Source organism: Kitasatospora sp. NPDC059722 (genome assembly GCF_042733235.1).
Classification (GTDB): Bacteria; Actinomycetota; Actinomycetes; order Streptomycetales; family Streptomycetaceae; genus Kitasatospora.
On the sequence record NZ_JBHWGD010000111.1, the window covers coordinates 1 to 20,698 of the forward strand.

Sequence of the window (20,698 nt, forward strand, 5' to 3'; positions counted from 1 at the left end):
CCCCGGGCGGCCGGGCGCGGCGGTGCTGGGGGGGGGGGGGGGGGGGTGGGCCGGCCCCCCCCCGGGGGGGGGGGGGGCCCGGCCTTCCGCCGTACGGCCTACCGGAAGTCGTGGACGTGGGCGAAGCCCTCCACGCCGCCGGCCACGTCCTTGGCGGTGGCGGCGCCCCAGCCCTCGCCACCGGTGACGATGTGCGAGGTGTGGGCGACGGCGGCCCACTGGTCGGCCGCGAACACCGGGTCGGCGGAGCCGACGAACTCGCCGCCCCCAGCCAGGCCGACGTGCGCGAACGCCGGGGTGGCGGCACCCGCGAGCGCGAGCGCGGCGGTGGCGGTCAGCGCGACCTTGGCCAGCTTGCTCTTCATGGTTCTGCCCTCTCTTCGGGAGCGCCTCGGCCGGCGCTCTGCCTGTGACACGTGATCACTTCCGGCCGTCCGGCCCGCCGCCCCACGCGCCGGACCGGACGGCCGTTCACCCGGCCGGGCGCGCGCCCGCCGGACACCTCGTCCGTACAGCCCGGAGGGCCCGGGGAGACCAACCTCCCCGGGCCCTCCGTCCGTGCCGTGCCCCTTGATCAGCCGATCAGGTGCGAGACACCCGCGTCGCCCGAGGACTGGGTGTTCTGGCCGACGTTGCAGATCTGCTTCGGGGTGCTGTTCAGGACCGGCACCTCGACCGGAACCGCGACGCCGATGACGGCGACGGCGATGTTGTGGACCTCCGGCAGGCAGATGTTGGCGTTGTCCAGGGTGTGGAAGTTCGGGCTGGCGTTGCCGTGGGTGCCGGTCTGGTTGGTGCCGCCGTTGCCCTGGACCGAGGTGGCGGCGCCGTCCGAGTCGACGATGGCGGAGGCCGAGCCGGCGGACATCGCGATGGCGGCGGCGGCCAGGCCGGCAGCGGTGAGGGACTTCTTGATCATTTCCGGTTTTCCTCTCGAGGGGTGAATCGGGGAGCGATTCGAAGGGATGGTTCAGGAGGCCTGCCCGGGAGCTGCAGGCGGTACGGCTCGGACGGTTCGTCAGCCGACCAGGTGCGAGACGCCGGCGTCGCCGTGGCTCTGGGTGCCCTGGCCCTGGGTGCAGTACTGCTTGCCACCGCTGTTGGCGATCGGGACCTCGACGGGGACGGCCACACCGAGAACGCCGACGGCGATGTTGTGGATCTCGGGGAGGCAGACGTTCGCGTTGTCCAGGAAGTGGAAGTTCGGGCTGTTGTTCCCGACGGTGCCGGTGAAGTTGGTGCCGCCGTTGCCCTCGATGGAGGCGGCGGCGCCGTCCGCGTCACCGATGGCGGTGGCCGGCGCGGCGGCGGCGGCCAGCGCGGCGACGGCCAGGCCGGCGGCGGCGAAGGACTTCTGGATCATGGGGAGATCCCTCTCTGAAAAGCTCTTTGGTTTCCGTGCGTACAACGCGTAGAACGCTCAGACCCGGTCTGCAGTCACTGACGTCCAGATCAAAGAATGACGGCACGGAAGGTTACGGGGATTTTTGAAAAGAGTCCGGGAGGCGCGTCCGGGAGTGGTTTCCGGTCGGATTATTAGGCCGAATCGGTTAACCGCCGCAATCGGTACTCCCGCTCACTCGTTGAGACAGATTGCTTTACGGCTGCGGTACTCGGGTAGCGCGGCCGTACCCCCCTCGGAAGATCTCCAGTACGGACAGGCAGAACGGTGAAAAGCATGAAGTTCTCCAAGCGGGCCGGCGCGATGCTGCTGGCGGTCGGTGCGGGCGTGCTCGCCTCCCAGGGGGCGGCCTCCGCCGCCCCCATGAGCCCCGACCAGGTCGGAGCGCTGGAGGACAGGCTGGCCACCCAGCAGGTCCCCGCGGACATCCCGCTCGCCCCGCTGGACAGCCACCTCACCGCGGGCATCCCCACCTCGCTGGTCATGCCGCCGGCGCCGGGGCGGACCACCAGCACCAGCACCGAGCTGCTCCCCGACCGCCTCGTCCCCGAGCTGCGCACCGGCAAGGTGGGCCCGAGCGCCAAGGCCGAGCTGCCCGTCCCGCTGGTGGACCAGAGCACCGACCTCGGCAAGGTGCTGCTGGACGCCCCCGCGGCGCCGCTGCGCGCCGACACCCCGGGCCTCGCCCTCGGCAAGCCGCTCTCGCTCGCCCAGGACGGCACCGGCCAGCTGGCCGGCGGTCGCCTGAAGGTCGACGAGGTGGACCCGCGGCTGGTCACCGGCGCCGTCCAGGCGGTGCCGGGCGCCACGGCGACCCTCGGCAACGAGGACCACCGCCTCTCGGTCACCGACGAGGTGAACGACCTGGCCACGACCACCGCGGCCACCACGACCGGCGTCGTGCAGGAGACCGGGCTGACGGACCTCGCGCAGCTCTGAGTCCTCCGCGCACATGCGAGAGCCCGGCACCCCGCCTCGTACGGGTGCCGGGCTCTCGCGTGTGCGCGGGCCTCAGCCCGGCAGGACGCCGGTCAGTCCGCCGACCAGCGGGAGGTCCTTGGCGCCGCCCCCGGCGCTCAGCGGACCGGTCAGCGTACCGGTGCCGACCGGCGCGAGGCCCTGGTCGGGCTGCACGGTCGCGCCGTTGTTGAGCACGTCGGCCGAGGAGTTCGCCCACGGGTCCAGGCGCAGGCTCTTGATCGGCGCGACGCCGTAGCCGAGCCCGGAGGTCGTCCCGTTCAGCGCCTGGCCGACGTCCGTCTTCGTCAGCGTGGCCGGGCCGGTCTCCGGGACCGGGTGCGGGGCGGTGGCGGCCTGCGCGGAGCCCGCGCCGAGCAGCACCGCGGCGCCGACGGCGGCGGCCAGCCCGGCCCCGCCCTTCTTCGAAACCATGCGGATCACCCTTCGGTGGATCGGGATCCGGTCGGCCGGCGGCCGGCCGGGAGCAGGGGGCCGTCCGGAGATGCCGAACTGCCCCCCGGCCGGTCGGTCGGGGGGCAGTTCGGCCGGAACGCGTGCCGACCGGAGGATCAGCAGTCGTCCGCGTCGTGGTGCGGGTGCATGTCCACGTTGGCGCAGCTGTTGCCGAAGGCCGGGTTCAGCAGGCCGATGACGTTGACGGTGTTGCCGCAGACGTTCAGCGGGATGTGGATCGGCACCTGGATCTGGTTGCCGGAGAGCACGCCGGGGGAGCCGGCGGCCACGCCCTGGGCGCCGGAGCTGGCGAACGCGCCGCCGGCCGCACCGAGGACCAGACCGGTGGTGGCCAGCGTCAGGACGGCGGCCTTCTTGAGGTTGCGCATGTTATTTCCTCCGTTTTCTGCCCGACGGATCGCGAATGTCGGGAGCCGGGCGAGCAGGAATGCTCGCCCGCTGGCTTCTGGGATTGCCGTGGTTTGTCACTCCGTCGGCGCACACCGGCGTGTTCCGCCCATGGCTCGGGCGTGGCCGCGGTGGCCGCTTCTCGGCGCCTCGCGGACGGTTTCCCGCACGGCCGGGATAAGGTCCGGGGCAAGGCGCGACCAGGAGGAATTCCCGGTCAGGCGTTGAGGCAGTGATTGCCGAACGCCGGGTTCAGGAGGCCCGCCACGTCGACCGAGTTGCCGCACACGTCGAGCGGGATGTGCACGGGGACCTCCACCGAGTTGCCCGAGACCACGCCGGCGGAGCCGGCCGCGACACCCTCGGCGGTCGCGCCGTGCAGGTGGTGGGCGGACGCGACGCCGGCACCGGCGGCGAGCAGGGCGGCGGTGGCCGCGGTGCCGGCGACGCCGTGGGCTAGCTTGCGCATGGGCGGTACTCGATTCGTGTAGGGGCCTGAGTGGAGCGTGTTCCGCCAGGGAGAACGAGGCAGGGCGCGAGGGGAAACGGTCCGGTCCGGTGATCACCCGAATGCCGGGTACCGCCACCGTTGCGCCACACGGGTGACATGGCGTGTGCGCTCGCAACCGCTCCCGACGGGTCTCGTTCTAGTTGTCGCACTCCCCGTGCATCTCTGTTGAACAGTCAGGAGGCTCGTATGAGCATCAAGAAGACGGCTGCCGTCGGTGCCGCCGTGGTGGGTATCGTCGCCGCGGGCGCGGGCTCCGCGATGGCCAGCTCGGGCGCCGAGGGCGTCGCCGCGGGTTCCCCCGGTGTCATCTCCGGCAACCAGATCCAGATCCCGGTGCACATCCCGGTCAACCTGTGCGGCAACTCGGTCGACGTCATCGGTGCGCTGAACCCTGCGTTCGGCAACCACTGCGCCAACCTGGGCTGATTCCGCACCCGGTTCGGCCGGGTGTCGAGCCGCCGTCCCGCGCTTCCCTCCTGGGGTGCGGGCGGCGGCTCTTTCGCATGTCCGGGGGCGTCGCGACGGCCCGCGGAGCGTCAACTTCCGCTGCTGTCACAAGCCTTGTTGCGTTACTTGTCAGTACCTAGAATGTGAGACCTGCTCATCTTTCTGCTCCGCGTTCTTGCTCCGCGCCGCTCGGCGCCCCCGGCCGGGCGGTCCCCACCCCCCCGCAAGGAGTCGCGTGTGATCAGGTCACGACTGTCGGCGGCGCGCAGAACCCGGACGGTTGCGCGCCGCTCCCCGTACGGCGCACTTCTCGCCGTGAGCGCCCTCGTCGCCACTCTCGGCCTGGCCGGCGCACCCGCCGCCCTCGCCGACCAGGCCCCCGCGGCCGACGGCGCCCGCCCGGCCGCGATCGTCGCCCTCGGCGACAGCGCCATCTCCGGGGAAGGCGCCGGCACCGACACCGGCGACGGCTACTTCCCGGACACCGACACCCCCACCAACTACTGCCACCGGCACCCGAAGTCGGAGGTCTTCGTCACCGACATCCCCGGGGTGACCCCGATCGACCTCGCCTGCTCCGGCGCCCAGACCGGCGACCTGGTCAGCGACCCGGAGCTGGCCAAGATCACCGGCGGCGGCAGCGGCGACTTCGGCGAGCCCAAGCAGGACGTCAAACTCGCCGACGCGGCGGGCAAGTACGACGTCAAGATGGTCGTCGTCACGATCGGCGCCAACGACGACTTCGACTTCAGCGGGATCATGATGCACTGCCTCGCGCAGTACTTCCCGATCCCGAAGAGCCAGGGCTGCCGCGACACCATCGGCAGCGCCGACATCGCCCAGCGGGCCAAGCGCGTCCAGCCCAAGGTCGTCGCGGCGCTGCAGAACATCCGGCAGACCATGCGCCGGGCCGGCTACGCGGACTCCTCGTACCAGCTGGTCTACCAGTCGTACTTCAACCCGATCACACCGGACATCCGCCGCAACGACTACCTCGGCAAGATCGCCGACGGCTGCCCGGCCTTCCCCGAGGACCTGGCCTGGGGCCACAACTGGGTGGTGCCGACGTTCAGTGACGCGCTCCGCTCGGCGGCCGAACAGGTGCCCGGCGTGCGGTACCTGGACCAGCGGCGGGTCGCCTTCGGGCACGAGGTCTGCGCCGAGTGGACCAGCTCCCCGTACGAGTACAGCAACGGGGACGTCATCAACCTCTCCGAGTGGGCGCGCAACGGCTGCGACTCGCAGATCGGCATCCCCGGCCTGTGCATGAACATGGTCCGCCAGTCGTACCACCTGCGCGTCGCCGGCTACCGCGGCGAGGGCGTCTGCCTCGGCCAGTTCTTCGCCCGGCCCGACCAGGCGGAGGCCTACTGCACGCTCAACCAGCAGAACACCACGTCCATCCAGCCGCTCACCCCCGGGCAGCCGTTCGGCGACGGCCCCGAGGACGGCGCCTGGTACCAGCTGACCAACGCGGCCACCGGCAACGCGCTCGACCTCACCGGCGGCGGCACCTACGGCGACGCGACCAACGGCCGCGCCGCGATCAGCTACCCGGCCACCGGCGGGCTCAACCAGTCGTTCGTCCTGGAGGCGAAGGCGGGCGGCGGTTACGAGCTCGACTTCAGCGGCAACCGGGACATGTGCCTGGACGCCGACGCCGCGTCCGTCGCCGTCGGCACCCGGATCCAGCAGTGGGGCTGCAACGGCGGCGGCAACCAGCACTGGGTGTTCAAGCCGGCCGGCGGCGGCCGCTACACGGTCGCCGACTCCCAGGACCAGGGCAAGGTGCTCACCGCCGGCGGCGGCCGCGACGCGCAGGGCAACCCGCTCGTCGTGCTCGCGGCCGACACCGGCGCCGCCGACCAGCTCTGGCAGCTCACCAAGCTCGGCATCGTCTACCTCCACGGCTGACACCGCCGCAGACACCGCCGCGCCCCGGTCCGCCGCCCGGGTGTGCCCGCCCGGTTGCGCCCCGCCGCCCCGGGCCGGGCGGGGCCGGTGTCGTAGGCTCACTCGACGTCGCCGCGTTCGCCGGCGCGCCGACCACGAGCCGGGCGGGGAGAGCCACAGCAGATGAGCACGGCATCGAGCACCGAGTCGTCCAGCGCCGAACCCGGCGCCCCGACGCCTCCGGTGACGACGGACGAACGGCCGGAGCCGGAGCGCACCGCCCCGGGCCGCTTCGGCGCCCTGATGGACCGCTTCGCGCCCGCGCTCGGCGCGTACGCCGTGGTCAAGGCCACCGGCCTGACCGTCTTCATGATGCTGCTGGCCCACACCGGGGACTACCTCAAGAAGGACCCGGGCCGCGGCGGCGGCGCCCAGCCGTGGGACGTGCTCGGCACCTGGGACGGCATCTGGTACCAGCGGATCGCCGAGAACGGCTACGACCCGCAGCTGATCCCGCTGCACGGCTTCCCGCTGGCCAGCTACTACGAGAACTCGGCGGCCTTCTTCCCGCTCTACCCGTGGCTGATGCGGCTGGTCGGCGCGGTCACCGGGCTCGGCCCGTACGGCTCCGGCATCGTCGTGTCGGTGCTCGCCTCGTTCGTCGCGGCGGCCGGCATCTTCGCGGTGGCCGAGCGGCTCGGCGGCTGGCGGGCGGGCGTGATCGCCGCGGTGCTCTGGGGCCTGTTCCCGGGCTCCGGCGTCGAGTGGGCGGTCTACTCGGACTCGCTGTTCGTCGCGCTGTCCGCCTGGGCCTGCTACTGCGTGATGACCCACCGCTGGGTCGCCGCCGGGCTGCTGACCCTGGCCGCGGGCCTCAACCGCCCGACCGCCGCCGCCCTGATCGCCGCCGTCTCGGTCGCCGCCCTGGTGGCGCTCGTCCGGCGCACCGACGGCGTCCGCCGCCCGCTCTTCGCGATGCTGATCACGCCGTGGGGCCTGCTCTGGTACGTCGCCTGGGTCGGCTACCGGATGGGGGACTGGGGCGGCTACTTCAAGCTCCAGCGCGGCGCCTGGAACCGCTACTTCGACTGGGGCGCCTCCACCTCCCGCACGGCCCTGGACGTGGTCACCGGGCACTGGAACTTCTGGCAGTCCAACCCGGCCCCCGACCTGATCGCGATCGCGCTGCTGATCGCCCTGCCCGGCCTGCTGGTGCTGCTGCTGCGGCTGCGCCCGCCGCTGGTCCTGGTGATCTACACGCTGCTGACCATCTTCACCGCGCTGAGCAGCAACCAGATCTTCGACAACATCTCGCGCTACCTGCTGCCAGCCTTCCCGCTCTGCGTCGGCCTCGCGGTCGCGCTGCGCCGGGTGCGGACGCCCTCGCTGATCGGGCTGTTCGCGATGCCCGCGATCGCGGCCGGCTGGTACGCCGGGTACGCGCTGTTCGAGATGGGCATCCCGTAGGCCGTCCCGCGCTGGGGCGGTTCGTGTGCGACGGCACGCCGGTTGGTTGGCTACGGGATCATCTGTCGACGGACGGCACGTTGCTAACCTCGGACGCATGACGACGACCCCGCCCGTGCGGCAGATCCGCGACATCTCCGGCCTGCTGGACCACGCGAGCCACGTGCTGGCGACCCGGATGGCGTCGGCCTTCACCGAGCTCGGGATCACCCCCCGCGCGTACTGCGTGCTGTTCCACGCGCAGGAGGCGGAGCGCACCCAGATCCAGCTCGCCGAGCTGGCCGACCTGGACAAGACGACGATGGTGGTCACCGTCGACGAGCTGGAGAAGGCGGGCCTGGCCGAGCGCCGCCCGTCCGCCATCGACCGCCGGGCCCGGATCATCTCGGTCACCGAGGCGGGCGAGCGCGCCGTCGAGCGGGGCACCGAGATCGCCGACCGGGTGCACCGCGAGGTGCTGGACGCCCTGCCGGAGCCCGAGCGCGGGGTCTTCGTGTCGGCGCTGACGCGCCTGGTGGACGGCCACCTGGCGGAGCCCGTGGAGAGCGAGCGGACGGTCCGCCGCGCCCGCCGCGCCCGGAGCTGAGCGGATCGCCGCGAGCTGCTCCCGAGATAGATAGTCCCGAACAAAACAATCTGCTAGCGTCTTACCCGGTACTCGACGAACCGGGAGACCCGCCATGCCCACGCACGCCCCGACCGCGCCCGCCCCGGCGCCCGCCGCCCCCGTCCGTTCCCGCGCACTCGCCCTCGCCGTGCTCTGCGCGGGGATGCTGATGATCGTCCTGGACGGCTCGATCGTCACCGTGGCGCTGCCCGCCATCCGGGACGACCTGCACTTCTCGCCCGCCGGCCTGACCTGGACGGTCAACGCCTACCTGATCGCCTTCGGCGGCCTGCTCCTGCTCGCCGGCCGCCTCGGCGACCTCGTCGGCCGCAAGCGCGTCTTCGTCGCCGGGCTCGGCGTCTTCACCGCCGCGTCGCTGCTCTGCGCCCTCGCCCCCGGCCAGGGCGTGCTGATCGCCGCCCGCTTCCTCCAGGGGGTCGGCGGTGCGACGGCCTCGGCCGTCAGCCTCGGCATGATCGTCACGCTCTTCCCCGAGCCCCGCGAACGCGGCCGGGCCATCGGCGCGTTCAGCTTCGTCGGCGCGGCCGGCGCCTCCGTCGGCCAGGTGCTCGGCGGCGTGCTCACCCAGGCGCTCAGCTGGCACTGGATCTTCCTGATCAACCTGCCGCTCGGCCTCGCCGCCGCCCTGCTCGCCGTCCGCGTGCTGGCGGCCGACAGCGGCCCCGGCCTGCGGGCCGGCGCCGACGGGCTCGGCGCCGCGCTGATCACCGCCGCCCTGATGCTCGGCATCTACGCCATCGTCGGCACCGGCGAGCACGGCTGGGCCTCGGCCCGCACCCTCGGCCTCGGCGCGCTGTCGCTCGCCCTGCTGGCCGGCTTCCTGCTCCGCCAGGCCCGCGCCGCCCACCCCCTGCTGCCGCTGCGGACGTTCCGTTCACGGAACGTCTCCGGCGCCAACGCCGTCCAACTGCTCATGGTCTCCGGGCTGTTCGGCTTCCAGATCCTGATCGCGCTCTACCTGCAGAACGTCCGCGGCTACGGCGCCGCCGCCACCGGCCTCGCGATGCTCCCCGCCGCACTCGCCATCGGCACGGTCTCGCTGGCGCTCTCCGCCCGCCTCAACGCCCGCTTCGGCGAACGCCCGGTGCTGCTGGCGGGTCTCGTCCTGCTGGTCGCCGCCCTCGCGCTGCTCATCCGGCTGCCCGCCGACGCGGACTACGTCCTCGACCTGCTCCCGACGATGCTGCTCGCGGCCGGATTCGGCCTCGCGATCTCGGCCCTCACCGCGCTGGGCATGTCCGGTGCCGGGCCGGCCGACGCGGGCACCGCCTCCGGGCTCTTCAACACCACCCAGCAGGTCGGCGGCGCACTCGGCGTCGCCGTCCTCACCACCCTCGCCGACCGCTCCTCGGATTCACCCGTGGGGGGCTTCCACGTCGCCTTCGCGGTGGCCGCCGGCCTGCTGGTGCTCGCCACGCTGCTCGCCGCAGTGGTGCTCCGCCCCGCCGGGGCCGACCGGTGACGAGCCGTCAGACACCTTCGCCCCGAGGCCGGTTCGGCCGTCGGGGCGTTCGGTTTCGTCGGATCTGCCGGTCCGTCCGGCCGCGTTACGGCCAGACCAGGCAGTACAGCTGGTGGCCGGCCTCGTGCAGGCGGTTGGCGAAGTCCTGCCACTCGTGCAGCATGCTGTAGATCACGAAGGCGTCGCGCGGGCCCCGGCGGTCGGGCACGGTGGACCAGATGAAGGCCGCCGCGCCGAGCTCGGTCTCGTCGGCCTTGCGCAGCGGTTCGACGACGTTCTGCGGGAGCTGGACGACGGCGTAGTCGGGGTGCAGCACGACGAGTTCCAGCGGCGGGACCTGGTGCAGCGGGACGCCCTGGATGCCGGTGAGGACCATGGCGCTCATGGTCTCCGGCTTGATCTTGGTGGAGAGGTGCCCGTTGGGGGACCCGCTGGTCTCCATCAGGTCGCCGAGGCGCCCCAGCGAGCCCAGCTCACCCGCGTCCAGGCCGAGTCCGCCCGGGCCGAGCGCGGTGGGGACTCTGGCGGCCGTCGCACGGTCGGGTGCGCCGAAGTACTTGTACGTCACCCCCACGCGTCCCTCACCCCGCCTCTCGCCGCCGCGGCGACCGCGTCCCGTCCCCGCTCCCGTACCCCCGCGTGCGGCCTCGGCAGGCCTGCGGGAGCCCCCCGCGGCCTCGTCGTAGCCGTCCTGCGCCTCGGACACTCGGACCATCCTCACCGGAATTCGCCGGAATCGACAGACCCCCGCACGCCCGGCGTCCCTCCGGACGTGCTCCTTACCCGTCATGCGCCGCCGTACCCACTCGCGGGCCCTACCCACTCGCGGAAGGCGGCAGTCCTCTCCACACCCCTGCACACAACCGGAGCGCCTGCGCACTCTGAGTGCACAGTCTGACTGGTCCGCGCCGCGGGGCAGTCAGCGCCCCCGTCTCTACGGACAACCGTACAGACAACGGTGCCCGGATCATCGTTCCAGATGATCGGGTCCGACATGCAGAGGTCAAGGACACGATTTGAGACCATGTCTCCCGTGAGCTACCCCTACGAAGCCCCCCAGTCCCAGTCGCTGTTCGACCGCGCGTCGGTCGTCACGCCCGGCGGCGTCAACTCCCCGGTGCGCGCCTTCCGCGCGGTCGGCGGCACGCCGCGCTTCATGGTGTCCGGAACCGGCCCCTACCTCACCGACGCCGACGGCCGCGAGTACGTCGACCTGGTGTGCTCGTGGGGTCCGATGATTCTCGGCCACGCGCACCCCGCGGTGATCGACGCCGTGCAGGCGGCGGTCGTCCGCGGCACGTCCTTCGGCACGCCCGGCCAGGGCGAGGTCGAGCTCGCCGAGGAGATCGTCGCGCGGATCGCCCCGGTCGAGCAGGTCCGGCTGGTCTCCTCGGGCACCGAGGCCACCATGTCCGCGATCCGGCTGGCCCGAGGCTTCACCGGCCGGGCGAAGGTCGTGAAGTTCGCGGGCTGCTACCACGGTCACGTGGACGCGCTGCTGGCCGCCGCCGGTTCCGGCGTCGCCACCTTCGGCCTGCCCGACACCCCGGGCGTCACCGGCGCCCAGGCCGGCGACACCATCGTGCTGCCCTACAACGACCTCGCCGCGGTCGAACAGGCCTTCGCCGCGCACCCGGGCGAGATCGCCTGCGTGATCACCGAGGCCTCGCCCGGCAACATGGGCGTCGTCCCGCCGCTGCCCGGCTTCAACGCCGGCCTGGCCCGCCTCTGCCGGGACAACGGCGCGCTGTTCATCTCCGACGAGGTGATGACCGGCTTCCGCGTCTCCAAGGCCGGCTGGTACGGCCTGGAGGCCGCGCACGAGGGCTGGGCGCCGGACCTGCTCACCTTCGGCAAGGTCATGGGCGGCGGCTTCCCGGCCGCGGCCTTCGGCGGCCGCGCCGACGTGATGGCGCACCTGGCCCCGGCCGGCCCGGTCTACCAGGCCGGCACCCTCTCCGGTAACCCGGTCGCCACCGCCGCCGGCCTCGCCCAGCTGCGCGGCTGCACCGACGAGGTCTACGCGACGGTGGACCGGGTCGCCGCCGAGGTCTCCGGCCTGGTCACCGAGGCGCTCGCCAAGGAGGGCGTGGCGCACCGGCTGCAGACCGCCGGGAACATGTTCTCGGTGTTCTTCACCGAGGCCGCGGTCACCAACTACGACGAGGCCAGGACCCAGGAGGCGTACCGTTTCACCGCCTTCTTCCACGCGATGCTCGCCGAGGGCGTCTACCTGCCGCCGTCCGCCTTCGAGTCCTGGTTCGTCTCGGCGTCCCACGACGAGCGGGCGATCGAGCGGATCGCCGCCGCCCTGCCGGCCGCCGCGCGCGCGGCCGCCGCGGCCACGGCCTAGTCCACCCCGAGCCCCAGGAGTCTTGAGAAGTGAGTGCCGAAGAGATCACCGTCGTCCACCTGATGCGGCACGGTGAGGTGCACAACCCGGAGGGCGTCCTGTACGGCCGCCTGCCGGACTACCACCTGTCCGAGCTGGGCCGGCGGATGGCCGACCGGGTCGCCGAGGACCTGGCCGGACGGGACATCACCCACGTGGTGGCGTCCCCGCTGGAGCGGGCGCAGGAGACCGCCGAGCCGATCGCCAAGGCGCACGGCCTGGAGGTCGCGGCGGACGCGCGGCTGATCGAGGCGGAGAACATCTTCGAGGGCAAGACCTTCGGCGTCGGTGACGGCTCGCTGCGCAACCCGGGCTACTGGAAGTACCTCACCAACCCGTTCAAGCCCTCCTGGGGCGAGCCCTACCTCGACCAGGTCGTGCGGATGATGGGCGCGCTCGGCGCCGCCCGGGACGCCGCCCGCGGGCACGAGGCGGTCTGCGTCAGCCACCAGCTGCCGATCTGGATCGTCCGCTCCTTCGTCGAGCGCCGCCGGCTGTGGCACGACCCGCGCAACCGGCAGTGCTCGCTGGCCTCGCTGACCAGCTTCACCTTCGAGGGCGACAAGATCGTCTCGGTCGGCTACCGCGAGCCGGCCCGCGACCTGCTGCCCGCGCACCTGGTGGGCAAGGGCCGCAAGGGCGACAAGCCGGTGGGCAAGAGCTTCGGCGCCTGAGGCTCCGAGGCCCGCGGACGACGCGCCCGGGGGCCCGTTCGAGACTCGCCCGAACGGCCCGTAAGCGGGGTGTAAGTATGGGGCCCGGCCGTCCGAAGATCACCGGACGGCCGGGCCTCGCCGCAGGTCAGAGGGGGTGCGACGCGCAAGGCAGGACCCCCCCGAACCTGCCTGGAACTCCATGCGAAACTTTTCACATGTCTGCCATGGCGCGCCCCCGCCCCCGTGTCGCCGCAGCCGCCGCCGCTACCGCCGCCGCCGCTGCGCTCGTCCTCACCGGATGCTCCTCGTCGGGTTCGTCGAGCAGTGGTGACGGGCAGCTCGGGTTCGTGACGGTCAAGGGCACCAACGTCTCCAAGGCGGAGGCCGGCCACCGCGAGGACGCGCCGGACATCGCCGGGGAGACCTTGGAGGGCAACCAGGTCAAGCTCTCGGACTACCGCGGCAAGGTCGTCGTGCTGAACGTCTGGGGCTCCTGGTGCGGGCCGTGCCGGGGTGAGGCGGACGACCTGGAGCGGGTCTGGCAGAAGTACAAGGACCAGGGGGTCCAGTTCCTCGGCGTCAACACGCGCGACACCGAGAAGGCCAACGCCCTCCGCTTCGAGCAGGAGAAGGGCGTCACCTACCCGAGCATCTTCGACCCGGCCGGCACCCAGCTGCTCAAGTTCCCCAAGGGCAGCCTCAACCCGCAGTCGATCCCGACCACGCTGATCATCGACCGGGACGGCAAGCTCGCCGCCCGCGCCGTCGGCGGCACGGTCGACGACGCCCTCGAGTCGGTGCTCCAGCCGGTGGTCGCGGAGCCGAAGCAGTGAGCGCGGAGGCCGCCGGCACCGTCCTGCGGCTCGCCGACACCACCGCGACCGTGCAGAGCGGGGCGCTGCTGGTCGCGGCGCCGGTCGCGCTCGCGGCCGGGCTCGTGTCGTTCTTCTCGCCGTGCGTGCTCCCGCTGGTGCCGGGCTACCTGTCGTACGTGACCGGCTTCTCCGCCGCCGACCTGGCCGACGCGCGCGGCACCCGGCGCGGCCGGATGCTGCTCGGCGTGCTGCTGTTCATCCTCGGCTTCACCGCCGTCTTCGTCTCCACCGGCGCCCTGTTCGGCTACTTCGGCCAGGAGCTGCAGGGCTACAAGCGGACGATCGACATCGTGCTGGGCGGGCTCACCGTCGTGATGGGCCTGGCCTTCATGGGCCTGGTCCCCGGGCTGAGCATGCGCGAGGTGCGCTCGCACCGCCGCCCGGCGGTCGGCCTGCTGGGCGCCCCGGTGCTGGGCGTGGTGTTCGGCGTCGGCTGGACGCCCTGCATGGGCCCGACCCTGACCGCGGTGCAGAACCTGGCGCTCAACCAGGCCGACGCCCAGCGTGGCGCGCTGCTGACCACCTTCTACTGCCTGGGTCTCGGCGTACCGTTCATCCTGGCCGCCGTCGCCTTCCGCCGAGCGCTCGGCGCCTTCGGGTGGGTCAAGCGGCACTACCCGCTCGTCATGAGGATCGGCGGCGGCATGCTCGTCGCGGTCGGTCTGCTGCTCGTCACCGGTGTCTGGGACGCGATGATGTACCAGCTGCAGTCCTGGACCGCCGACTTCCGGATCGGAATCTGACCGTGAGCAACACCACGACCGACACCGAGCAGCCGCCCCCGGCGCCGGCCGACGCGGCGGCCGAGCGGCTCAGCACCGCCCCGGTCGAGTCCGACGGCCCCACCGGCATAGGGGTGCTCGGCTGGCTGCGCTGGATGTGGCGCCAGCTGACCTCGATGCGGGTCGCGCTGATCCTGCTCTTCCTGCTGTCGCTGGCGGCCATCCCGGGCTCGCTGATCCCGCAGAACGGCCAGAACCAGTTCAAGGTCGAGACGTGGAAGGCGCAGCACACCACGGTCGCGCCGATCTACGAGAAGCTCCAGCTGTTCGACGTCTACAGCTCGGTCTGGTTCTCGGCGATCTACATCCTGCTGTTCCTCTCGCTGGCCGGCTGCATCGTCCCGCGCACCTGGCAGTTCGTCGGCGTGCTGCGGGCCCAGCCGCCGGCGGCGCCGCGCAACCTGACCCGGATGCCGGTCTACGCGGCCTGGCGCACCGGGGCGGACGCCGAGGTCGTCAACGCCGCCGCGCACCGGCTGCTGCGCCGGCGCCGGTTCCGGGCGCACCTCGCCGGCGGCGCGGTGGCCGCCGAGAAGGGCTACCTGCGCGAGGTCGGCAACCTGCTGTTCCACCTGTCGCTGTTCGCGCTGCTCGGTGGCTTCGCCTGGGCGAGCCTGGCGGCCGGCACCGGCGGCAAGCTGATGGTGGAGGGCGACGGTTACTCCAACACCATCACCCAGCTCGACGACTTCACCGGCTCGGCCTTCTACACGAGTGACGACCTGGACCCCTTCTTCCTCAAGCTGAAGGGCTTCACGGCCAAGTTCCAGGACCAGGGCGACCAGATCGGCGCCGCGCGGCAGTTCACCGCGAACGTCGAGTACTACGCGGGCGACGATGCCGCGAAGCTCAAGCAGGGCACGATCGAGGTCAACCACCCGCTGGAGATCGGCGGTTCGAAGGTCTTCCTGATCGGCCACGGCTACGCCCCGGTCATCACCGTGCGCAACGGCAAGGGCGAGGTCGTCTACACCGGCGCGACGCCGTTCCTGCCGCAGGACGCCAACATGACGTCGACCGGCGTCGTGAAGGTGTCCGACTACGGCATCGGGCCGAAGGGCACGAAGACCCAGATGGGCTTCTCCGGCTTCTTCCTGCCGACCGCCCCGCTGAGTTTCGCGGGCACCGGCCCGATCTCGCTCTTCCCGGGCGACGCCGCCCCGGAGCTGGTGCTGAACGCCTACGAGGGCGACCTCGGCACCGACTCGGGCCTGCCGCAGAACGTGTACCAGCTGAACACCAGGAACATGACCCAGCTGCAGCTGGACGAGCAGCCGGCCAAGGCCCTGCTGAAGCCCGGCCAGGGCTGGACCCTCCCGGACGGCTACGGCAGCGTCACGTTCGAGGGCTACAAGCAGTGGGCCAGCTTCAACGTCTCGCACCGTCCGGGCAACGCGATCGCCCTGACCGGCGCGGTGCTGGCGATCCTCGGCCTGATCGGCTCGCTGTTCGTGCAGCGCCGCCGGATCTGGGTGCGGGCGGTCGCCCTGCCGGAGGGCGGCACCCTGGTCGAGCTGGCCGGGCTGGCCCGCAGCGAGTCGGCGAAGATCGCCGAGGAGCTGGCCGAACTCGCGGTGGACCTCCAGGACGACGCCCCGGCGTCCGAGGAGGACGAGGACGACGAACCCGACCGGGCACCGGAAGCACCCGCGGACCCCACAGCCCCTGCCGACCAGAACTCCAAGGAGTAGACGGTGCATCTCGCCTCGGGGGTCGACCCACAGCTGGCCGACCTCTCCAACAAGCTGATCTATTCGGCGATGGCGGTCTACACGATCGCCATGTTCGCCCACATGTTCGAGTGGACGTTCGGCAGCAAGGGCGCCGTCGCCGTCCGCTCGAAGGAGCAGTCGGGCAGCCTGGCCGAGACCGTCGCCGCGGCGGGGAACCAGCCGGCCAGGGCCGCGAAGAAGGTCACCGTCACCGTGGCCGGCGCGGGCGGCGGCACCACCACGCTCACCCGCACCGCCCTGGCGGGCGAGGGTGCCACGGTGGTCACCAGCGGCCGCGGCGACGACGAGGTGGACGGCCCCGGCGCGGCCGGCAGCAGCGAGAAGGCCGACCTGGCCGGCCGCATCGCGGTCTCGCTGACCGTCCTGGCGGCACTGCTGCACGTGGGCGGCGTGGTCACCCGCGGCCTGTCGGTGTCCCGCTGGCCGTGGGGCAACATGTACGAGTTCTCCTGCGCGTTCGCGCTGGCCATGACGGCCGCGTACCTGGTGCTGCTGGCGGCGAGGAAGAACGTCCGCTGGCTCGGCCTGCCGGTCACCGTCGCGGTGCTGCTCACGCTCGGCATCGCCACCACCGTGCTCTACACCGACTCCGAGCAGCTCGTCCCCGCGCTGCACTCGTACTGGCTGGCGATCCACGTCTCCACCGCGATCTTCTGCGGCGGCGCCTTCTACGCGGCCTTCATCGCCACGCTGCTGTACCTGTTCCAGGACTCCTACCACCGCCGGGTCGAGGCCGGGCTGTACGAGTACCTGAAGCCGGGCGCCGCCCGCACGGCCGGCAAGCAGCAGAGCGACCTGCGCACCGGCCTGGCCCGCGTCCGGGTCTCGGTCTGCAACCGCCTGCCCGCCGCGTCGACGCTCGACAAGCTGTCGTACCGGATCAACGCCCTGGTCTTCCCGCTGTGGACCTTCACCATCATCGCGGGCGCGATCTGGGCCGAGGCGGCCTGGGGCAAGTACTGGGAGTGGGACCCGAAGGAGACCTGGTCGTTCATCACGTGGGTGGCCTACGCCTGCTACCTGCACGCCCGCGCGACGGCCGGCTGGAAGGGCCGCAAGGCGGCCTACCTGGCGCTGGCGGCCTTCGCCTGCTGGCTCTTCAACTACTACGGCGTGAACATCTTCGTCACCGGCAAGCACTCGTACGCGGGTATCTGACCGGAGCGGAACACACCCACCGGCCCGGCGCTCCACGGTTGGAAGCCGGGCCGAGGTGCGACAGGGGTAGTTCGTGCCGGCCGCCCTGTGCCGGTACGGGGAGGAACTGAGGAGGAAATCGCGCAATGGAGTGCGACGAGGTCATGCTGACCGTCCGAATCACCGCCGCAGAGCGCACGCTGCTCCGCCGGCTCGCCCAGGGACACCGCAGCGACGTGTCCGAAGTGGTGGCCGACGGGCTGCTGGACATCATCCCCACGATCAGCTCGCCGTCCGACGCCTACCGGCTGCTGGGCGCCCTCACGGCGCCCGCGCCGTGCGCGCTGACGGTCTGGCTGCCGACCGCGCTGGCCGACCTGCTGGTGCCGGGCGCGGCGAGGCTGGCCCAGGTGACGGGCATCCGGGTCGGGTCGGCCAGTGCCATGCTGGGCGCCGCACTGCGGCTGTGGCTGGCCCAGGACCCGGTCCGGCTGGCCGCCAACCTGAGCGTGATGCACGCCGGCCGCCCGTCCGCGCTCGTCGCGGCGTAGGGCGGCGGGCTCAGCAGGCCAGCGGCAGCCCGGTGCCGCCGAGGTCCGGCGCGGTGGGGCGGCCGTCGAAGCCGTCCCGCCGGGCCGAGGGGACGCACGGGCCGTCCAGCGGCTCGGTGAGCAGCCGGCAGTCGGCCGCCGTCCGGCCGTCCTGGATCAGCAGCACCCGGACGGGCACCCGACGGCCGTCCGGGGTCCCCTCGCGGACGGCGCGCACGAGGCAGGGCCGGTCCAGCTCGATGTAGCGGTCGAACGAGGAGACCAGTTCGACCGGGGCGACCGGTTCGGGGTGCCGCAGCCGCTGGGCGGCCTGCCGGGCGGCCTCCAGCACCAGCATCCCGGGCACGTGGTCGAGCGTGTGGTCGAACAGCACCGGGTGCGCGGCGTCCGTCCGCAGCACCCAGCTGTCGGGCAGCAGGGTCGGGCTGAGCACGACGTCGGAGGGGTGCGCGCGGCCGACCAGCTCGGGAGTCGTGGGCGGGCCGGGGCGGACGGGCGTGACGCCGCGCCGCGCCGGGCCGCGCAGCCGCGCGTAGGAGGCGGGGGAGATGACCCGCAGCTGCCCCGAACCGCGTCCGACCGTCCGGCCGCCCCGGGTGATCTCGGCGTGCATCCGCAGGGAGGCGAGCCGGCCGCCGCGCATCCGGACGTCCTCGCAGACGGCGTCGAGCATCAGCGAGGCGGGTTCGGTGGTGACGGCGAGGCCGGCCAGTCCGGCCGGGCCGAGCGAGTAGTCGAGGTCGTCCATCGCGAAGTGGTGGCCCTTGGGCACGCCGAAGCCCACGTGCCCGATCAGCAGACCGGCCTGCCGGACGGTCTCGGCCATCAGCACCGGGTCGTGGTGGCGGTCGCCGGGCAGCCGGTAGAAGCCGTGCATCCGGGGCCACTGGGCGCCGATCCGGAACTCGTACGGGCCGGCCGCCTGCCAGCCGGTGAGGAGCACCTCGGACACCGAGGTGCGGTGGACGAGGTGGCGGGAGACGGTCCGTTCGTGGAAGTCGTAGCCGGTGACGGGGTGGGCGTAGGGGTCGCGGGCATCCGGCTCTACGATCAGTGGCATGACGGGCCCCACTCCAGGGTGTCGGTCGAGCGGCCGGTGCGGACGCTTGGCAAGCAAAACATACAGACCACCCGGTTTGTGAGTCGCGTTCGGGGTCGCCCCCGTCGGGCGGCCCGACGGGACCACGCTACCGGGCCTCTGGGCTGCGGGAATGCCTGGCGTCCGGCACCCAGGACCTTGGGCGGGGGTGCCTCCCCGCTGGACGGCGGGGTTGGCCGAGGCGGTAGATTAGATACCAACCATGCGGTTTAGGTGGCGTCCGTCCGCATGCGAGGCGTCGTACCCCACCTCGTCGGCGCCCTGACACCAGCCGGGCGGCGGGGCCGCGGCCGGTCGAGTCCGGAGGGGCCTCAGTGGTCAAGCAGGAACGCGCGGGGCGGACCAGGCAGGCCGTGCTGCTCGCCGCGGCGAGCACGTTCGCGGACGTGGGCTTCGAGTCGGCGAGCCTGGTCGACATCAGCCGCCGGGCCGGCGTCAGCAAGGGCGCCCTGTACTTCCACTTCGTCTCCAAGCAGGCCCTCGCCGACGGCGTGCGCGCCGCGGCGGGTCGGGAGATCGGCTCGGCCGCGCTGCGCGCCCTGCGCGCCGGCGGGCCCGCCGTCCAGGACCTCGTCGACCTCTCGCACGAACTCGCCCGGCTGCTGCGCGAGGACGTGGTGGTCCGGGCCGGCGTCCAGCTCGGCCGGGCCGGCCACGGCCCCCGCCGGGACGCCGCCGACCCGTCCGGCTCCGGCGCGGCCTGGCGCAGCTTCACCGCCGTCGTCCACCGCCTGCTCGGCCGCGCCGCCGAGGCCGGTGAACTGCGCCCCGGCATCGACCGCTGGGCCGCCGCCGAACTGCTCACGACGCTCGCGGCCGGCCTGGTCCTGCTCGCCGCCGAGGACGCCGCCCGGCTCGGCCCGGAGGCCGTCCGCGGGACCTGGGCGGCCGCGCTGCCCGCCCTGGTGGACACCGGCCGCTGCGCCGCCTACCGGCTCTGACGCCGGCCGGCCTCGGGGCCCGGTGGGCCTCAGGGAGCCTCAGAATGCGTCAGGAAGCCGCCGGGACGCGCTCGACGACGCTCAGCCTGGTCAGCGCGTGCGGCTGGACGAGACCGGGCAGCAGCAGCGTCCAGAGGTCGGCGATCCGCTCGATGAGGTCCTGCCGGTCGGTCAGCACCTGGGAGCTCAGCTGGATGCCGGTGACGGCCCCCTGCAGCACCAGGGCCGCGCCGCGCAGGTCGATCCCCGGGTGCAGCTCCCCGGCCTCCTGCGCGCGCTCCAGCAGCTCCCGCGTCGCGTCCGACCAGCCCTGGTAGGCCGCGACCTGGGGCTGGGTGAAACTGCCGTGCTCGATCGTCAGACGGATGCTGCCGCGCACCAGGACGTCGTCCTGGAGGGCGCGGGCGAACGCGTACGACAGGTCGATCAGGGTCTGCATCGGGCTGTCGGAGGACGGCTCCCAGGTGGCCAGCCACGCGCTCTGGCCCTCCAGGATGACGGCCAGCGCCAGCTCCTCCTTGGAGCGGAAGTGGAAGTACAGCGCGCCCTTGGTGACGCCGGCCCGCTCCAGGATGTCCGACATCGTGGCGGCGGCGTAGCCGCGCTCGTCGAACACCTCGGCCGCCGCGAGGAGTACCGCCTGGCGGGTCGCCAGTGCGCGGGCCTGCCTGGCCATCGCAGCCTCCCTGGATAGTTCTGGTACCTCGGCAGCGGCCGATCCTATGGGGGCCGACGGGCGGGCGGGCCGCATACCGTCCAGTAGGTATCCTACCGAGCCGCTCGCGGCCCGGTCCGGGGCTTCCTCCGGGCCGGCCCGGCCGGGCGGGCCGTAAGGCCGGACCCCGCGCGGCGGGCGCGCCCCCCTGGGGGGGGGCGCGCGGGGGCGCGGAGTGGTGCTGTG

Annotated in this window: 23 protein-coding genes; 14 read left to right on the forward strand and 9 right to left on the reverse strand. The window is 72.7% G+C overall.

The features are described from left to right. Positions 1-98: 98 nt before the first annotated feature. The 3 genes from ACFV4F_RS37685 to ACFV4F_RS37695 all read right to left on the reverse strand — a co-directional run bounded on the left by ACFV4F_RS37685 (position 99) and on the right by ACFV4F_RS37695 (position 1,363). Positions 99-365: a hypothetical protein gene (locus ACFV4F_RS37685; protein WP_380446762.1), complete on the reverse strand. Its 267-nt coding sequence runs from the start codon at positions 363-365 to the stop codon at positions 99-101. A 209-nt stretch (positions 366-574) separates the two neighbouring features. Next, positions 575-919 (reverse strand): rodlet layer protein, encoded by a 345-nt coding sequence (locus ACFV4F_RS37690; protein WP_380446759.1) that lies wholly within the window; start codon positions 917-919, stop codon positions 575-577. A 99-nt stretch (positions 920-1,018) separates the two neighbouring features. Beyond that, a complete protein-coding gene (locus tag ACFV4F_RS37695; RefSeq protein WP_329929036.1) occupies positions 1,019-1,363 on the reverse strand; it encodes a rodlet layer protein in 345 nt (114 codons plus the stop codon). Between the two features lie 315 nt (positions 1,364-1,678). On the opposite strand from ACFV4F_RS37695, the gene ACFV4F_RS37700 reads away from it, so the two are divergent. Next, positions 1,679-2,341: a hypothetical protein gene (locus ACFV4F_RS37700; RefSeq protein WP_380509611.1), complete on the forward strand. Its 663-nt coding sequence runs from the start codon at positions 1,679-1,681 to the stop codon at positions 2,339-2,341. A 72-nt stretch (positions 2,342-2,413) separates the two neighbouring features. Here the strand turns inward: ACFV4F_RS37700 and ACFV4F_RS37705 are convergent, their stop codons facing one another. The 3 genes from ACFV4F_RS37705 to ACFV4F_RS37715 form a co-directional block, all read right to left on the reverse strand. Further along, on the reverse strand, positions 2,414-2,794 hold the full coding sequence (locus tag ACFV4F_RS37705) for a hypothetical protein (protein WP_380446753.1): 381 nt from the start codon (positions 2,792-2,794) through the stop codon (positions 2,414-2,416). A gap of 137 nt (positions 2,795-2,931) precedes the next feature. Beyond that, positions 2,932-3,204 carry a chaplin gene (locus tag ACFV4F_RS37710; protein WP_380449115.1) on the reverse strand — a complete coding sequence of 91 codons (273 nt, stop codon included), beginning with the start codon at positions 3,202-3,204 and terminating at the stop codon, positions 2,932-2,934. 236 nt (positions 3,205-3,440) lie between these two features. Continuing rightward, a complete protein-coding gene (locus ACFV4F_RS37715) occupies positions 3,441-3,692 on the reverse strand; it encodes a chaplin (protein WP_380449117.1) in 252 nt (83 codons plus the stop codon). Positions 3,693-3,920: 228 nt separating this feature from the next. Here ACFV4F_RS37715 and ACFV4F_RS37720 point away from each other — a divergent pair, with 228 nt between their 5' ends. The 5 genes from ACFV4F_RS37720 (at position 3,921) to ACFV4F_RS37740 (ending at position 9,631) form a co-directional block, all read left to right on the forward strand. Beyond that, complete coding sequence (locus ACFV4F_RS37720) at positions 3,921-4,160, forward strand: chaplin (protein ID WP_329929030.1); 240 nt, start codon at positions 3,921-3,923, stop codon at positions 4,158-4,160. Between the two features lie 336 nt (positions 4,161-4,496). After that, positions 4,497-6,095, forward strand: a complete 1,599-nt coding sequence (locus tag ACFV4F_RS37725; RefSeq protein WP_380509614.1) for an RICIN domain-containing protein — start codon at positions 4,497-4,499, stop codon at positions 6,093-6,095. Between the two features lie 162 nt (positions 6,096-6,257). After that, entirely contained in the window at positions 6,258-7,541 is a 1,284-nt protein-coding gene (locus ACFV4F_RS37730; RefSeq protein ID WP_380444721.1) for a hypothetical protein, read from the forward strand. Positions 7,542-7,638: 97 nt separating this feature from the next. After that, positions 7,639-8,127, forward strand: coding sequence for a MarR family winged helix-turn-helix transcriptional regulator (locus ACFV4F_RS37735; protein WP_380444722.1), 489 nt, complete (start codon positions 7,639-7,641; stop codon positions 8,125-8,127). A gap of 94 nt (positions 8,128-8,221) precedes the next feature. Continuing rightward, positions 8,222-9,631, forward strand: a complete 1,410-nt coding sequence (locus ACFV4F_RS37740; protein ID WP_380444723.1) for an MFS transporter — start codon at positions 8,222-8,224, stop codon at positions 9,629-9,631. Positions 9,632-9,716: 85 nt separating this feature from the next. Here the strand turns inward: ACFV4F_RS37740 and ACFV4F_RS37745 are convergent, their stop codons facing one another. Next, positions 9,717-10,346 carry a hypothetical protein gene (locus ACFV4F_RS37745; protein ID WP_380444724.1) on the reverse strand — a complete coding sequence of 210 codons (630 nt, stop codon included), beginning with the start codon at positions 10,344-10,346 and terminating at the stop codon, positions 9,717-9,719. Positions 10,347-10,655: 309 nt separating this feature from the next. Here ACFV4F_RS37745 and hemL point away from each other — a divergent pair, with 309 nt between their 5' ends. From hemL to ACFV4F_RS37780, 7 genes are all read left to right on the forward strand, one after another. Continuing rightward, entirely contained in the window at positions 10,656-11,984 is a 1,329-nt protein-coding gene (gene hemL, locus ACFV4F_RS37750; RefSeq protein ID WP_380444726.1) for a glutamate-1-semialdehyde 2,1-aminomutase, read from the forward strand. Positions 11,985-12,046: 62 nt separating this feature from the next. Then, positions 12,047-12,697, forward strand: a complete 651-nt coding sequence (locus ACFV4F_RS37755) for a histidine phosphatase family protein (protein ID WP_380444772.1) — start codon at positions 12,047-12,049, stop codon at positions 12,695-12,697. Positions 12,698-12,894: 197 nt separating this feature from the next. Further along, positions 12,895-13,512, forward strand: coding sequence for a TlpA family protein disulfide reductase (locus tag ACFV4F_RS37760; RefSeq protein WP_380444728.1), 618 nt, complete (start codon positions 12,895-12,897; stop codon positions 13,510-13,512). After that, entirely contained in the window at positions 13,509-14,297 is a 789-nt protein-coding gene (locus tag ACFV4F_RS37765) for a cytochrome c biogenesis CcdA family protein (protein WP_380444729.1), read from the forward strand. Before ACFV4F_RS37760 ends, ACFV4F_RS37765 begins: the two co-directional genes overlap by 4 nt. A 2-nt stretch (positions 14,298-14,299) precedes the next feature. Beyond that, positions 14,300-16,027, forward strand: a complete 1,728-nt coding sequence (locus ACFV4F_RS37770; RefSeq protein ID WP_380509615.1) for a cytochrome c biogenesis protein ResB — start codon at positions 14,300-14,302, stop codon at positions 16,025-16,027. A 3-nt stretch (positions 16,028-16,030) separates the two neighbouring features. Beyond that, the gene (ccsB, locus tag ACFV4F_RS37775; protein WP_380444732.1) at positions 16,031-17,227 is read left to right on the forward strand and encodes a c-type cytochrome biogenesis protein CcsB; all 1,197 of its coding nucleotides are present in this window, start codon (positions 16,031-16,033) and stop codon (positions 17,225-17,227) included. Between the two features lie 125 nt (positions 17,228-17,352). Further along, positions 17,353-17,757 (forward strand): hypothetical protein, encoded by a 405-nt coding sequence (locus tag ACFV4F_RS37780; RefSeq protein WP_380497348.1) that lies wholly within the window; start codon positions 17,353-17,355, stop codon positions 17,755-17,757. A 10-nt stretch (positions 17,758-17,767) separates the two neighbouring features. Here ACFV4F_RS37780 and ACFV4F_RS37785 read toward each other — a convergent pair whose 3' ends face one another. Further along, entirely contained in the window at positions 17,768-18,817 is a 1,050-nt protein-coding gene (locus tag ACFV4F_RS37785; protein WP_380509618.1) for a ScbA/BarX family gamma-butyrolactone biosynthesis protein, read from the reverse strand. A 353-nt stretch (positions 18,818-19,170) separates the two neighbouring features. Between ACFV4F_RS37785 and ACFV4F_RS37790 the strand changes: the two genes are divergently transcribed. Then, positions 19,171-19,797 carry a ScbR family autoregulator-binding transcription factor gene (locus ACFV4F_RS37790; RefSeq protein ID WP_380444735.1) on the forward strand — a complete coding sequence of 209 codons (627 nt, stop codon included), beginning with the start codon at positions 19,171-19,173 and terminating at the stop codon, positions 19,795-19,797. A 49-nt stretch (positions 19,798-19,846) separates the two neighbouring features. On the opposite strand, the gene ACFV4F_RS37795 is transcribed toward ACFV4F_RS37790, so the two are convergent. After that, the gene (locus ACFV4F_RS37795; protein WP_380444736.1) at positions 19,847-20,473 is read right to left on the reverse strand and encodes a ScbR family autoregulator-binding transcription factor; all 627 of its coding nucleotides are present in this window, start codon (positions 20,471-20,473) and stop codon (positions 19,847-19,849) included. Positions 20,474-20,698 lie beyond the last annotated feature (225 nt).